Origin of the sequence: Azospirillum sp. (genome assembly GCF_035628975.1) — a bacterium.
Classification (GTDB): domain Bacteria; phylum Pseudomonadota; class Alphaproteobacteria; order Azospirillales; family Azospirillaceae; genus Azospirillum.
The window spans coordinates 66265-79211 of record NZ_DASPIS010000138.1; the positions used below are offsets into that span (position 1 = coordinate 66265).

Annotated in this window: 11 protein-coding genes; 8 read left to right on the top strand and 3 right to left on the bottom strand. The window is 67.5% G+C overall.

Annotated features, from left to right (window positions below; all coding sequences use genetic code 11):
* Position 1: 1 nt before the first annotated feature.
* Genes tssC through tssA form a run of 3 tightly spaced genes read right to left on the bottom strand, consistent with a single transcriptional unit; the run spans position 2 to position 3187 of the window.
* The gene (gene tssC / locus VD964_RS28460) at positions 2 to 1495 is read right to left on the bottom strand and encodes a type VI secretion system contractile sheath large subunit (RefSeq protein ID WP_324871796.1); all 1494 of its coding nucleotides are present in this window, start codon (positions 1493 to 1495) and stop codon (positions 2 to 4) included.
* A gap of 4 nt (positions 1496 to 1499) precedes the next feature.
* Positions 1500 to 2006, bottom strand: coding sequence for a type VI secretion system contractile sheath small subunit (tssB, locus tag VD964_RS28465; protein ID WP_111065970.1), 507 nt, complete (start codon positions 2004 to 2006; stop codon positions 1500 to 1502).
* Positions 2007 to 2050: 44 nt separating this feature from the next.
* Positions 2051 to 3187, bottom strand: a complete 1137-nt coding sequence (tssA, locus tag VD964_RS28470) for a type VI secretion system protein TssA (protein ID WP_324871797.1) — start codon at positions 3185 to 3187, stop codon at positions 2051 to 2053.
* Positions 3188 to 3339: 152 nt separating this feature from the next.
* On the opposite strand from tssA, the gene VD964_RS28475 reads away from it, so the two are divergent.
* From VD964_RS28475 to VD964_RS28510, 8 genes are all read left to right on the top strand, one after another.
* Positions 3340 to 3765 (top strand): hypothetical protein, encoded by a 426-nt coding sequence (locus tag VD964_RS28475; protein WP_324871798.1) that lies wholly within the window; start codon positions 3340 to 3342, stop codon positions 3763 to 3765.
* A 17-nt stretch (positions 3766 to 3782) separates the two neighbouring features.
* Positions 3783 to 4166, top strand: a complete 384-nt coding sequence (locus VD964_RS28480) for a PAAR domain-containing protein (RefSeq protein ID WP_324871799.1) — start codon at positions 3783 to 3785, stop codon at positions 4164 to 4166.
* Between the two features lie 4 nt (positions 4167 to 4170).
* A complete protein-coding gene (locus VD964_RS28485) occupies positions 4171 to 5238 on the top strand; it encodes a methyltransferase domain-containing protein (protein WP_324871800.1) in 1068 nt (355 codons plus the stop codon).
* Positions 5239 to 5427: 189 nt separating this feature from the next.
* Positions 5428 to 8118 (top strand): type VI secretion system ATPase TssH, encoded by a 2691-nt coding sequence (gene tssH, locus VD964_RS28490; RefSeq protein ID WP_324871801.1) that lies wholly within the window; start codon positions 5428 to 5430, stop codon positions 8116 to 8118.
* A gap of 151 nt (positions 8119 to 8269) precedes the next feature.
* Positions 8270 to 8746, top strand: coding sequence for an Hcp family type VI secretion system effector (locus VD964_RS28495; protein ID WP_149223339.1), 477 nt, complete (start codon positions 8270 to 8272; stop codon positions 8744 to 8746).
* Positions 8747 to 8910: 164 nt separating this feature from the next.
* The gene (locus VD964_RS28500) at positions 8911 to 11031 is read left to right on the top strand and encodes a type VI secretion system Vgr family protein (RefSeq protein WP_324871802.1); all 2121 of its coding nucleotides are present in this window, start codon (positions 8911 to 8913) and stop codon (positions 11029 to 11031) included.
* Positions 11032 to 11077: 46 nt separating this feature from the next.
* On the top strand, positions 11078 to 11665 hold the full coding sequence (locus VD964_RS28505; RefSeq protein WP_324871803.1) for a DUF6931 family protein: 588 nt from the start codon (positions 11078 to 11080) through the stop codon (positions 11663 to 11665).
* 4 nt (positions 11666 to 11669) lie between these two features.
* Positions 11670 to 12926, top strand: a complete 1257-nt coding sequence (locus VD964_RS28510; RefSeq protein WP_324871804.1) for a type VI secretion system-associated FHA domain protein — start codon at positions 11670 to 11672, stop codon at positions 12924 to 12926.
* Positions 12927 to 12947: the final 21 nt, after the last annotated feature.

A 12947-nucleotide genomic window follows, 5' to 3' on the forward strand; every position in this document is an offset into this window, starting at 1 on the left:
ATCAGCCGGCCTGCGGGATGCGGGCGACCATGCGCATGGAGGTGGTCAGTTCCTCCATCTGCAGCCACGGGCGCATCCAGGCGACGGCGTTGTAGGAGCCGGGCTTGCCCGGGATTTCCTTCACCTGCACCTTGGCCTCGGCCAGCGGGTACTTCGCCTTCATCTCCTGGCCCGCGGCTTCGTTGCCGTTGACGTAGTTCAGGATCCAGCGGTTCAGCCACGCCTCGCAGTCGCTCGCCTCCATGAAGGAGCCGATCTTGTCGCGCGCCATGATCTTCAGGTAATGGGCGAAACGCGAGGTCGCCATGATGTAGGGCAGGCGGGCGGAGATCGCGGCGTTCGCGGTCGCCTCCGGCCGGTCGTACTTCTTGGGCTTCTGCGTGGTCTGGGCGCCGAAGAAGACGGCGTAGTCCTGGTTCTTGTAATGGCAGAGCGGCAGGAAGCCCAGCTTCGACAGCTCGGCCTCGCGGCGGTCGGTGATGCCGATCTCGGTCGGGCACTTGGCGTCGCTGTCGCCGTCGTCCGAGGTGAAGGTGTGGAAGGGCAGGTTCTCCACCTTGCCGCCGCCCTCGGCGCCGCGGATGGCCGTGCACCAGCCATACTGCGAGAAGGCATTGGTCAGGCGCTGGCCCATCGCGTAGGAGGCGTTCATCCAGCAGTAATCGTTGTGGGCCATCGGCCGGGCGATACCGCCTTCGTACGGAGCCTCCTCGTACTCGAACTCCTCGATCGGCTTGGTGTTGGCGCCGTAGGGCATGCGGGCGAGCACGCGCGGCATGGTCAGCGTGACGAAGCGGCTGTCGTCGCTCTCACGGAAGCTGCGCCACTTGGTGTACTCGACGCTGTCGAAGATCTTCTCCAGGTCGCGCGGCTTCGACAGCTCGGTCATGTCCTCGAAGCCGAACAGCTTCGGGCTGGCGGCCGAGATGAAGGGCGCGAAGGCGGCCGCCGCGACGTTGGAGACGCCGGTCAGCAGCTCCATGTCGTCGGGGTGGTTGGTGAACTCGTAGTCGCCGATCAGGGCGCCGTAGGGTTCGCCGCCGGCGATGCCGAACTCGTTCTCGTAGATCTTCTTGAACAGGTTGCTCTGGTCGAACTCGACCGCCTTCGAGATGTCCTTGTACAGGTCCTTCTTCGGGCAGTTCATGACGCGGATCTTGAGCGTGGAGCCCGTCTCCGAGTTCATGACCAGATAGTTCAGGCCGCGCCACGAGCCTTCCAGCTTCTGGAACTTCTCGTGGTGCATGATCGCGTTGAGCTGCTTGCTGATCTTGGCGTCGATCGCGGCGATCGCCTTGTTGATCGTCTGGCCCAGGTTCTTGTTGAAGGTGACCGTGCCGGCCAGCGCTTCCTGGGTCAGGGTGCGCAGCAGCTCCTGCGCACGGTCCGGCTCGGTCTGCTTGGTGGCGGCGATGGCCTGGTCGAGAATCGAGAGGCCGGTGCCTTCGGCAACGGCGCCGGCGGCGGCCGCGCCCTGGGTCTGAGCGTCGCTCATCGGATCAACCCTCCTTCTTCTCGGTGCCGAGCTCGCCGCTCAGCGCGGCCAGCTCGTCGGTGTTCTGCAGCACGCGCTCCAGCAGGCCCTCCAGCTCTTCCGAGCGGTCGGCCTTGCTCAGCAGATCGCGCAGCTGGTTGCGGGTCTCCAGCAGCTTGCGCAGCGGCTCGACCTGCTGCACGACGCGGCCCGGCTCGAAATCCTCCATCGACTTGAAGGCGAGATCGACCGACAGCTGGGTGCCGTCGTCGGCCAGCGTGTTGTCCACCTTCATCTTCAGGCCGGGCGTCATGCGGGCCATGACGTCGTTGAAGTTGTCGCGGTCGATCTGGATGAACTTGCGGTCCTTCAGGGGCTTCAACGGCTCCGTCGGATCGCCCGAGAAGTCGCCGAGCACGCCCACGACGAAGGGCAGCTCCTTGACGACGGTCGCACCCTCGGTCTCGACGTCGTAGGTGATGTGGACGCGGGGCTTGCGCACGCGATCCAGCTTCTGGTGGATACTCGCCATGTTATCGGACCTCCCTGCTCACGCCGTAGGATAGGCGGTGATCGTCAATACCCTGATTGCTCTGCCGGCGGCGGCGCCTTGGCGCCGGACGCGATGAAGAACTGCCGCCGTGTTTCCTCGTCGGTGATGAGCTCCATCAGGAGTTCCTGCAACGACATGCGGCCGCGGCGGACCACCTCCTCCAACGTGTAGGAGATGGGGGAATGGGGTTCCGTCTTGCGGAAGAAATCGGCGACCTGCAAGAGGACCTTGAAGGCCTCCTCGCGCGTTGTCACAGCCCCGCTCGCCTGCGCCTTGGCGCCGGCCGCCACGATCGCGCCGCCGGTCGCGACCAGTTCGGTGGACGTGGAGGCGGCCTCCGCCGCGGCGGGCTCGTCGCCGCCCAGCGTCGCCAGACGGTCGCGCGCGGCGTAGTTCACCGCGTCGAGCGCCGCCGTCAGGACGTTGCGGATGTTGCCGGCCGGCGGCGCGTCGTAGCCGGCCTTGTCGTAGAGGACCTTGCCCAGCGCCTCGAACTCGTCGATGGCGCCTTGGATGTCCTCCAGCAGAGTCTTGAATTCGGAGGCCGGCGTCTCGCGGACGCTCTGCTCGAACTGTTCCCAGGTGACGGCGCCGTTGTCGATGCGCGCCTGGCGGCGCGCCTCGTCGGTGATCTTCGCCAGCTCGATGGCCTGTTCGTACTGCCAGAGCGAATAAGGAATGTCGCCCAGGGTCAGCGGCACCTTGCGGACCGGCTGGATCAGCGTGCCGTCGGCCGATTCGCCGTTCAGGCCGGTCAGCGGGCCGACGCGGGTGGCGATGCCGTCCTCGTCCGGGGCCGGGTACAGGTTGTCCCAGAACCGCTCCACCAGTCCGCGGGCCAGCGCGAAGCCGTCGCGCAGGCCGGCGTAACCCTCCGCCCGCAGCAGCGCCTCGATGAACCACGCGGTGACCTCGAGGTCCTTCGCCTGGGTGCGCAGGATGCGCGGGCTGACCTCCAAGATGGTGCGCCATTCCGGCAGAAGGCCGCCGGCGTCGTCCTCCACATCCATGGAGCGTTCGGCGGCGCGGGCGGCGCTGCGGGCATCCTTGACGGTGTAGTAGTCGGCCGAGGCATTCTCGCGCAGGTCGATCCCGCATTCGGAATCGCCCTCGATCGGCTGCAGAAGCTCTTCGATGTCGAAAATCTGCGGTGTCGGCATGAAGGAAAGCACCCTTTCCACATTCATATGAAGAAGGTCAGAGCCGCAGGTAGCGGAGCCCGCCGATTTGGGGGTAAGCGTTCGTGCCGGGAAATTGATAGCGTTACTTCCGACGGTTCGACAAGGCTATTCGTCATTTTGAAGCCAGCCGAATGGAATATTGCAGTTGCGTAACAAATCAGCGGCAGGGCTACCCCTATGAGCTTGACGAAACGCAATTGCGGATGAATGCTGTTCGCCTGACGTCGGAACGAACCCTTCCTGGGACCCCTTTTGCAATGACTCCTGACGCCATTCCATCTGCAACATCGGGCATCGCTGCCGTTCCGGTGGAAAGTTCAGGAGGCATTTCTCCCGTTCTGATTGAGAGGCGCGATCCGGCCGGCCGCTTGGTCGCGCGGGTCGGCATAGCCGACGGGATGCTGGAGGGGCCCTGCCTCTTCTTTGCCGAGGATGGAGAGACGGTGGTTGCGCGGGCGCTGTTCCGTGCCGGCCGCCCTGTTCTGCCGCCGCCCGGATATGATCCCGCGTCCTCGCTGCTCGGCGCCCCGGTGGCGTCGGGCGAATCCCTGTTCTGAACGGCCGGAGACACCAGATGCCGCCCGCCGCCCGCCTCGGCGACCTGATCAAGCAGGACACGCCGCACTGCCACGCACCGATCCACCCGCCGGCCCCCGTGCCGGCGCCGGCGCCGCATCCGGGCCTGCCGCTGGCGATCGTGCTGGGCAGCCCGACGGTGCTGATCGGAAAAATGCCGGCCGCGCGGCTGACCGACATTTCCGCCCCCTGCGTGCTGCCGGGCTGCATTCCGGCCGGACCGGGCATGATCTCCCAAGGGTCGACGACGGTGCTGATCAACAACCTGCCGGCGGCGCGCATCAACGACATGACCGCCCACGTCAGCTGCGTCGCGCCGATCCCCGCCCCGGTGGGCAAGGTGATGCCGCCCGGCTGTCCGACCGTCATCATCGGCGGCTGACCGCATGCGCCTTTCCCATTTCGAGCGCCTGCGCCCGGTCTGCCCGCGCTGCCTCGCCACCCGCGGCGTGGCGGTGCCGTTGGCGCTCGGCATCGTGGAGGAGGCGGACGCCGGTGCCGTCCATTGGGGAACGCTGGTCTGCGGCGACGAGGCTTGCGCGATGGAATATCCCATCGTCGACGGCGCTCCGATCCTGGTGCCGGACCTGCGCGGTTGGATGGCGGCGAACGGGCATCTGCTGACCACCCGCACCGACATTCCGGCGGCGATGGAAGGGGTGCTGGGCGACGGGTTCGGCCCCGACAGCGCCTTCAACGCCACCCGCCAGCACCTGTCCAGTTATGGCTGGGACCATTACGGCGACCTCGATCCCGCCACCCCGGACGGGCAGGCCGGGTCGGTCGTCCGCTGCCTCGCCGCCGGGCTGGACCGGCTTGGACCGCTGCCGGCGGGGCCGGCGCTGGACCTCGGCTGCGGTGCCGGACGGACCAGTTTCGAACTGGCGGCGCGGGGGGAGGATCTGGTGCTCGGCCTCGACCTGCACTGGCCGCTGCTGATGCTGGCGCGGCGGGTGATGGAGCGGGGGGAAGCGGTTTTCCCGCTGCGCCGTTCCGGCATCGCCTATGACCGGCAGCGGATCGAGGCGCGGTTCGCCGGGACGGAGCGGGTGGATTTCTGGATCGGCGACGCGCTGTTCCCGCCCTTCGCCCCGCGCAGCTTCGCCCTGGTTGCGGCGATGAACGTTCTGGACTGCGTCGCCTCGCCGCCGGCCCTGCTGCGCGCCATGGACGGCGTGGTGGCGGACGGCGGCGGCGCGGTGCTGGCGACGCCCTTCGACTGGTCGACACAGGCGACGCCGGTCGAGGCCTGGCTGGGCGGCCATTCGCAGCGGGGGGACGATGCCGGCCGTTGCGAGGCCGTGCTGGCGCGGCTCCTGACGCCGGGCGCCCATCCGCAGTCGGTCGAGCACCTGCAGCTTTTGGGAGAACCGGTCGATATTCCCTGGACGGTTCGGATGCATGACCGCGCCGTCATGCAATATAGAACGCATTTGATGATGTTACGTGCATGATTCGAGAATGAAACGAAGAAGTTTCAGTCTTCTTGCGAAGCATAGCAGTGGATTTTTCGAAATGGCTTGGTCAAAGTCCGCGGCACAGCCACAGGACGAACCGGCCGGTCGGTTGAGTTGGTGCGGGTGCCGCAGGCGCTCTGCCCGCATGGGTTGAAGACACGCAAGTCACACGAAGGGGGTGGAGCCATGGTGGCGGTCGATCTGCAGAGCATGATTTCGCGGCTTAATCCTCTGTGCCGGCGGGCGCTGGAGGCTGCGGCCGGACAGACGCTGTCGCGCACGCATTACAATTGCGAGATCGAGCACTGGCTTCTCCAGCTGATCGGCGCGGCCGACGGCGACATCTCCGCCATTCTGCGCGTTTACGAGATCGACGCCGGCCGCCTGTCCGCCGACCTGACGCGGGTGCTGGATAAGCTGAAGACCGGCAACAGCCGGGCGCCGGCCCTGTCGCCCAATCTGGTGCAGCTGATGCGCGAGGCGTGGGTGCTGGCCTCGCTGCAGTATGGCGAGGGGGCGGTTCGCTCCGGCCATCTGCTGGCGGCCCTGCTGTCCGACGAATCGCTGTCGGCCCAGGCGCGCGACATGTCCGGCCAGTTCGCGAAGATCACCGCGGATGTGCTGCGCCGCGATCTGCCCAAGATCGTCGCCGATACGGCGGAGGCGCGCACCAGCGCGCCGGTCGCAGCGGCCGGCGGCGCTGCCGGCGGGACCTCCGCGGTCGGCGCGCCGAAGGTCGGCGGGGCGACCCCCAACCTCGACCAGTACACCATCGACCTGACCGACCGCGCCAAGAACGGCAAGATCGATCCGGTGCTGGGCCGCGACGCCGAGATCCGCCAGATCATCGACGTGCTGACCCGCCGCCGCCAGAACAACCCGATCCTGACCGGCGAGGCCGGCGTCGGCAAGACGGCGGTGGTCGAAGGCTTCGCGCTGCGCATCGCCGCCGGCGACGTGCCGCCTGACCTGCGCAACGTCCGCCTGCTGTCGCTCGACCTCGGCCTGCTCCAGGCCGGCGCCGGCATGAAGGGCGAGTTCGAGAACCGGCTGAAGGGCGTGATCGACGAGGTGAAGGGCTCCAGCCAGCCCATCATCATGTTCATCGACGAGGCGCACACCCTGATCGGCGCCGGCGGGCAGGCCGGCCAGAACGACGCCGCCAACCTGCTGAAGCCGGCGCTCGCGCGCGGCGAGATGCGCACCGTCGCCGCCACGACCTGGGCCGAGTACAAGAAGTACTTCGAGAAGGACCCGGCGCTGACCCGCCGCTTCCAGGTGGTGAAGGTGGAGGAGCCGGCGGAGCCGGTTGCCGTCGACATGATGCGCGGCCTGACCGCCACGCTGGAGAAGCACCACAAGGTCCGCATCGTGACCGAGGGGCTGATCGAATCGGTCCGCCTGTCCAGCCGCTACATCCCGGCGCGCCAGCTTCCCGACAAGGCGGTCAGCCTGCTGGATACCGCCTGCGCCCGCGTGGCGATGAGCCAGACGGCGACGCCGCCGGCCATCGAGGACCGCCGCCGCACCATCCAGCTGACCGAGACCGAGGTTGCGATCCTGGAGCGCGAGGAGGCCATCGGCATCGACCATGCCGAACTGCTCGCCGCGCTGAAGGACAAGATCGCCGCCACCCAGGCCGACCTGGAGGCGCTGGAGGCGCGCTGGACCAAGGAACTGGAACTGGTCAAGGCCATCAACGAGACGCGCGACCAGCTGGTCGCCGCGCATGAGCAGTCCAAGGCCCCGGCTGCCGAGGGCGCCGCTCCCGCGGAGCCGCTCGATGCCGAGGCGCTGAACGCCAAGCTGAGCGCGCTGACCGCCGAGCTGACCGCGCTGCAGGGCGAGGATCCGCTGGTCAAGGTCGCGGTGGACGGGCAGGCGGTGGCCGAGGTGGTCGCCAACTGGACCGGCGTTCCGGTCGGCCGCATGGTCTCCAACGAGATCAAGACCATCCTGTCGCTCGCCGACCGTATGAAGGAGCGGATCATCGGCCAGGACCACGCGCTGGACGCCATCGCCCAGGCGATGTGGACCAGCCGTGCCAAGCTGACCGACCCGCGCAAGCCGATCGGCGTCTTCCTGATGGTCGGCACCTCCGGTGTCGGCAAGACCGAGACGGCGCTGACGCTGGCCGACCTGATCTATGGCGGCGAGCAGAACGTCACCACCATCAACATGACCGAGTACAAGGAGGAGCATAAGGTCTCCCTGCTGCTCGGATCGCCTCCCGGCTATGTCGGCTTCGGCGAAGGCGGCGTCCTGACCGAGGCGGTGCGCCGCCGGCCCTACAGCGTCGTCCTGCTGGACGAGCTGGAGAAGGCCCATCCCGGCGTGCAGGACATCTTCTTCCAGGTGTTCGACAAGGGCACGATCAAGGACGGCGAAGGCCGCGACATCGACTTCAAGAACACCGTCATCATCATGACGTCGAACGCCGGCACGGACCTGATCCACAAGCTGTGCGCCGATCCGGAGACCGCGCCGGACGCCGAGGGGCTGCTGGAGGCCCTGCATCCCGAACTGCAGAAGAGCTTCAAGCCGGCCTTCCTCGGCCGCTGCACGGTCATCCCGTACTTCCAGCTTTCGGACGAGAATCTGGCGAAGATCGTGGTCCTGCAGTTGAACCGCATCGCCAAGCGCGTGGTGCAGAACTACAAGGCCGCATTCTCCTACTCCGACGATCTGGTCCAGAGCATCGTCAACCGCTGCCAGGAGGTCTCCAGCGGCGCCCGCAACATCGAGACGATCCTGAGCCGCACGCTTCTGCCGGAGATCTCGTCCCGCATCCTCGCCCGCATGGGCGACGGCGAGCCGATCACCCGCGTCCACGTCTCGGTCGATGGCGAAGACCGCTTCGTCTACGACATCGCCTGAGTCCAAGGAAACGGGAGGGCCGGGGCGGGCGCGCATAAAAATGACGGGCGGTGACGACCGTCACAGCACCCGCCTCAATTCTTTCGTAACCATACAGCACAGACCAAGCTTCACCCGTTAAGACCGACTTCAAGAGAGCGAGGAGACAACCATGGCGATCTATATCAAGTACGACGGCATCGACGGCGAGGCCACGCACGAGACCCACAAGAAGTGGCTGGACGTCGGTTCGCTGCAGTGGGGCGTCGGCCGCGCCATCAGCACCCCGTCGGGCTCGACCGCCAACCGCGAAGCCTCGGAGCCGTCGGTGTCGGAAGTGACCATCACCAAGCTGATGGACAGCTCCTCGCCGAAGTTCTTCGTCGAATCCTGCACCGGCGCCATCGGCAAGAAGGTGCAGATCCACCTCGTCACCACCGGCAGCCCGGGCAACACCTATGCCGAATACACCCTGACCAACGCCCTGGTCTCGGCCTACTCGATGTCGTCGGGCGGTGACCGTCCGTCTGAATCGATCTCCATCAGCTTCACCAAGATGGAGTACAAGTTCATTCCGTACGACGACAAGAACAAGGCCGGCACGCCGATCTCGGTCTCCTACGACCTGTCGACGACCAAGAGCGCCTGATAAGCGGTGCCCCCTCCCTATCCCTCCCCCGCCCTTGGCGGTGGAGGGGACTGCCGCCGCTTCGGCAATAGGCACCCTCTCCCACCGTAGGTGGGGGAGGGTCGGGGAGGGGGCAAAGCACCTGCCATCATTGACACCTTCTCTACATCAAGGACCAAGCCCGCATGTCGGATGCGCCCACCATCTCGCAGACCGGCCGGCTTCTGTCGCTGACCTCGCCGCTCGGCGCGGACGTGCTGATCCCGGTTGCCGTCGAGGGAGAGGAAGGGCTGTCGCGCCTGTTCCGCTACACCGTCACGATGATCTCGCCGCGGATGACCATCGCGCCGGCCGACATCCTGGGAAAGTCGCTGACGCTGTCCATCGCGCGCCAGGGTGGCAGTCCGCGCATCATCAACGGCATCGTGAAGAGCTTTTCCGCCGGGCCGCTGGCTCTGCGCGGCTACCGCCGCTACACGGCGGAGATTGTGCCGTCCCTGTGGCTGGCGACCCTGCGCTCCGACTGCCAGGTGTTCCAGGACAAGAGCGTCGTCCAGATCGTCGACGCCATGCTGTCCGACTGCGGCGTGACCGAGGTGAAGAAGCAGGGGCTGTCAGGCACCCACAATCCCCGCCCGGTCTGCGTGCAGTACCGCGAGACCCATTACGACTTCATCGCCCGCCTTCTGCAGGACGAGGGCATCTATTTCTATTTCCAGCACGAGGCCGGCAAGCACACGCTGGTGCTGAGCGACAGCGCGTCGGGCTACACCGACTGCCTGGACAAGGACGTCAACCACTCCACCGCGTCGCAGGGCAACACGCTGGCCATCGACGGCTGGGCGCATTCCCAGTCCTACGTGTCCGGAAAATGGACGCTGAAGGACTATAATTTCGAGACGCCCAGCACCGACCTGACCGCCAGCACCACCACGGTGCTCGGCGTTTCCGCCTTCAAGTCGCACGAGATGTTCGATTATCCCGGCGGCCACATGGTCAAGGCCGACGGCACCGACCTGTCCCGCCTGCGCATGGAGGAGACGGAGACGGGCTATGAGCGGGTGGAGGGCACGGCGACCTACCGCGGACTGTCGGCCGGCGGCAAGATCTCCATGGCCGGCCATGCGGTCACGGCGGAAGTGGGCAAGGGCTATGTCGTCACCGATCTGGCGCTGAGCGCGCAGGACGAGAGCCATCTCGGCAATGGCGGCATGCCGCCGCAATTCTCCTGCCGCTTCGCCGCGATCCCCGAAGCCACCGTTTTCCGCCCGCCGCCGGTGCCGCGCCCGCGCACCCATGGTCCCGACACCGCCACCGTCGTCGGTCCCAGCGGCGAGGAGATCTACTGCGACAAGTATGGCCGCGTCCGGGTGCAGTTCCATTGGGACCGCAAGGGCGCCAAGGACGAGAAGAGCTTCGTCTGGTTGCGCGTCGCCCAGACCATGGCCGGCAAGAACTGGGGCACCATCTTCACCCCGCGTGTGGGCATGGAGGTGCTGGTCGACTACATCGGCGGCGATCCCGACCGGCCGCTGATCGTCGGCTGCGTCTACAACGCCGAGAATATGCCGCCCTACGCGCTGCCCGACAACAAGACGCAGAGCGGCATCAAGACCCGCTCCAGCAAGGGCGGCGACGCGGCGACCTTCAACGAGCTGCGCTTCGAGGACAAGAAGGACGCGGAAGAAATCTATTTCCACGCCCAGAAGGACTTCACCCGGATGGTGGAGAACGACGACAAGCTAACCGTCGACCACGACCAGACCATCACCATCAAGAACGACCGCACCGAAACGGTGTCGGAAGGCAACGAAGCCGTCACCATCGCCAAAGGCAACCGCAGCGTCACCGTGTCGAAAGGCAACGACACCCACGAGGTGACCGAGGGCAACCAGACCCTGACGGTGGGGAAGGGCAACCGGACCGTCACCGTCAGCAAGGGCAACGACACCCACACGGTCGGCGAGGGCAACCGGACGGTCGAGGTCGGGCAGGGCAACGACAGCCTGACCGTCAAGCAGGGCGACATGTCGGTCGACGTCAAGCAGGGCGATTACGCCCTGAAGCTCGGCATGGGCGACGTTTCGGTGAAGGCGTCCGCCGGGCAGATCACCATGCAGGCCGCGACCGGCATCGAATTGAAGGTCGGCGGCAACAGCATCAAGATCGACCAGACCGGCGTCACCATCAAGGGCAGCATGGTCAAGCTCACCGGCGACATGCAGGTGCAGATCAAGGGCGCGATGACGCAGGTGAACGGCGACGCGATGGTTAAGATCCAGGGCGGCGTGGTAACCATCAATTGACGAACGCCGTCCACACTGGGACGGATTTTCAAGCGGGGTTGGGACGGTGGACATCGGGCTATTGCCGAAGTTGCGCTTTGCCCGCGCGGCCGAAGCGGTCGCGGGGCTGGACCTGTCGCCGGAAGCGAAGGCGCTGTACGCGCCGAACGCTCCGACGGCGGTCTTCCTGAAGGCGCTGATCGACGCCGAACTGTATGCCGACGCCATCCGGCTGCTGGGCATGGCCCTGCCGCGGCGCGAGGCCGTGTGGTGGGGCTGCCTGTCCGCCCGCGGCGCGCTGCATGCCGAGCCGGCGCCGGCCGATGTCGCGGCACTGGAGGCGGCGGAGGGCTGGGTCTACCGCCCGACGGAGGAGAACCGCCGCGCCTGCTTCGCGCCGGCCGAGGCGATGAATTTCGAGACCGCCTGCGCCTATGCCGCCATGGCCGCCTTCTGGTCGGGTGGCAGCCTCGCCCCGCCCGACGCGGCGGTGGTGGTGCCGCCGGGCGACGGGCTGACCGGGACGGCCGCCGCCGCCGCGGTGCTGATCGCCGCCGCGGCGGTGCCCAAGGAGATCACGGCCCGCCATCGCGCGTCGCTGGTCCAGGCGTTGGACATCGCCAACGGCGGCAGCGGCAAGGTGGGGGCGGCGTGATCCGATGAAGCTGCGCCTGACCCTGATCCAATGCCCGCCCGCGCAGGGCGGCGACATCGCCCGCGATCTCGGCACCGGACGGCTGGTGATCGGCCGCGGTCCCGACTGCGACTGGGTGCTCAACGATCCGGAGCGGATGCTGTCCAAAATCCACTGCATGGTGGAGTTCAAGGGCGGCGTCTATATCGTCATCGACAGTTCCACCAACGGCGTCTTCCTGAACGACGCGCCGACCCCGATCGGCCGCGGCAACTCCGCCGTGGTGGGCGAGGGCGACCGGCTGCGGATGGGCGGCTTCGTCATGCGCGCCGGCTTCGCCGCGGAGGAGGCGCCGCCCGCCAACGACCCCTTCCTGGCCGTGCTGCGCGGCTCCGACGAACCGGCGCCGTCGCCGGCGGCCTCGCCCGGGGACGATCCCTTCGCCCTGCCGGCCTTCGGCCGCGGACCGGTGTCGGTGATGCCGATTCCGGAGGACGACGATCTGTTCGGCGACCTGCAGCAGCCGGACGAGCGCTGGGGAGGCAAGCCGGGCGGCGGCTGGCAGCCCACGGCGGCGGGGAACGCGCCCGGCGGCGATCCCGATTGGCCGGGCTCCACACAGACCGACTTCTCGCCGGACAGCCTCGGCACCATCCGGGTGTCGGCCGAGCAGGCGGGGTTCGGCAATGCCAACCCCAATGCCGGCTTCGATGCAGGCTTTGACAAGGGCAATGGCGGTACGTCGATCCCAGACGACTGGCTGGATGATCCTGTCGAGCTGACACCTGCCGCCCAGCCGTCCAACCCGGCTCCTGCCCAGCCCTTCGCGGCGCAGCCGGCCACCCCGCCCGACGATTGGGCCGAGGAGCCGCTGGTCCCGCCGGCCTTCGGTGCGCGTCCGTCGCCCTTCGCCACTGCTGCCGCCGACCCGGCCTCTGACGCCCTCAGCCGCGCACTGGTCGATGTCGTGCTGTCGCTGGTGCGGCGGCAGGCGGCGCTGGAGGCTCTGCTCGGCCTCGACCCGGACGAGACGATGGCGCAGGGGGAGTCGATCCTGCGCCGCGCCGTGGATGCCGACGACGCGCTCGCCCGCCTGCGCGCCCTGCCACCCGCCGAGGCGGAGGCATTGCTGCAGGCGGCGGTGTCCGACGGTGCGGCCCACCAGTCGGCCCTGCTGGCCGCGGTGCGCGAGCTGACCGGGGAGACCGCCGACGGCGGCACCCGGCTGGCCGCGCTGTACCGCCGGCTCCTGCCGATCCACCGCCACGCGCTGGGCGGCTGACGGGAGGACGGCGAACCATGG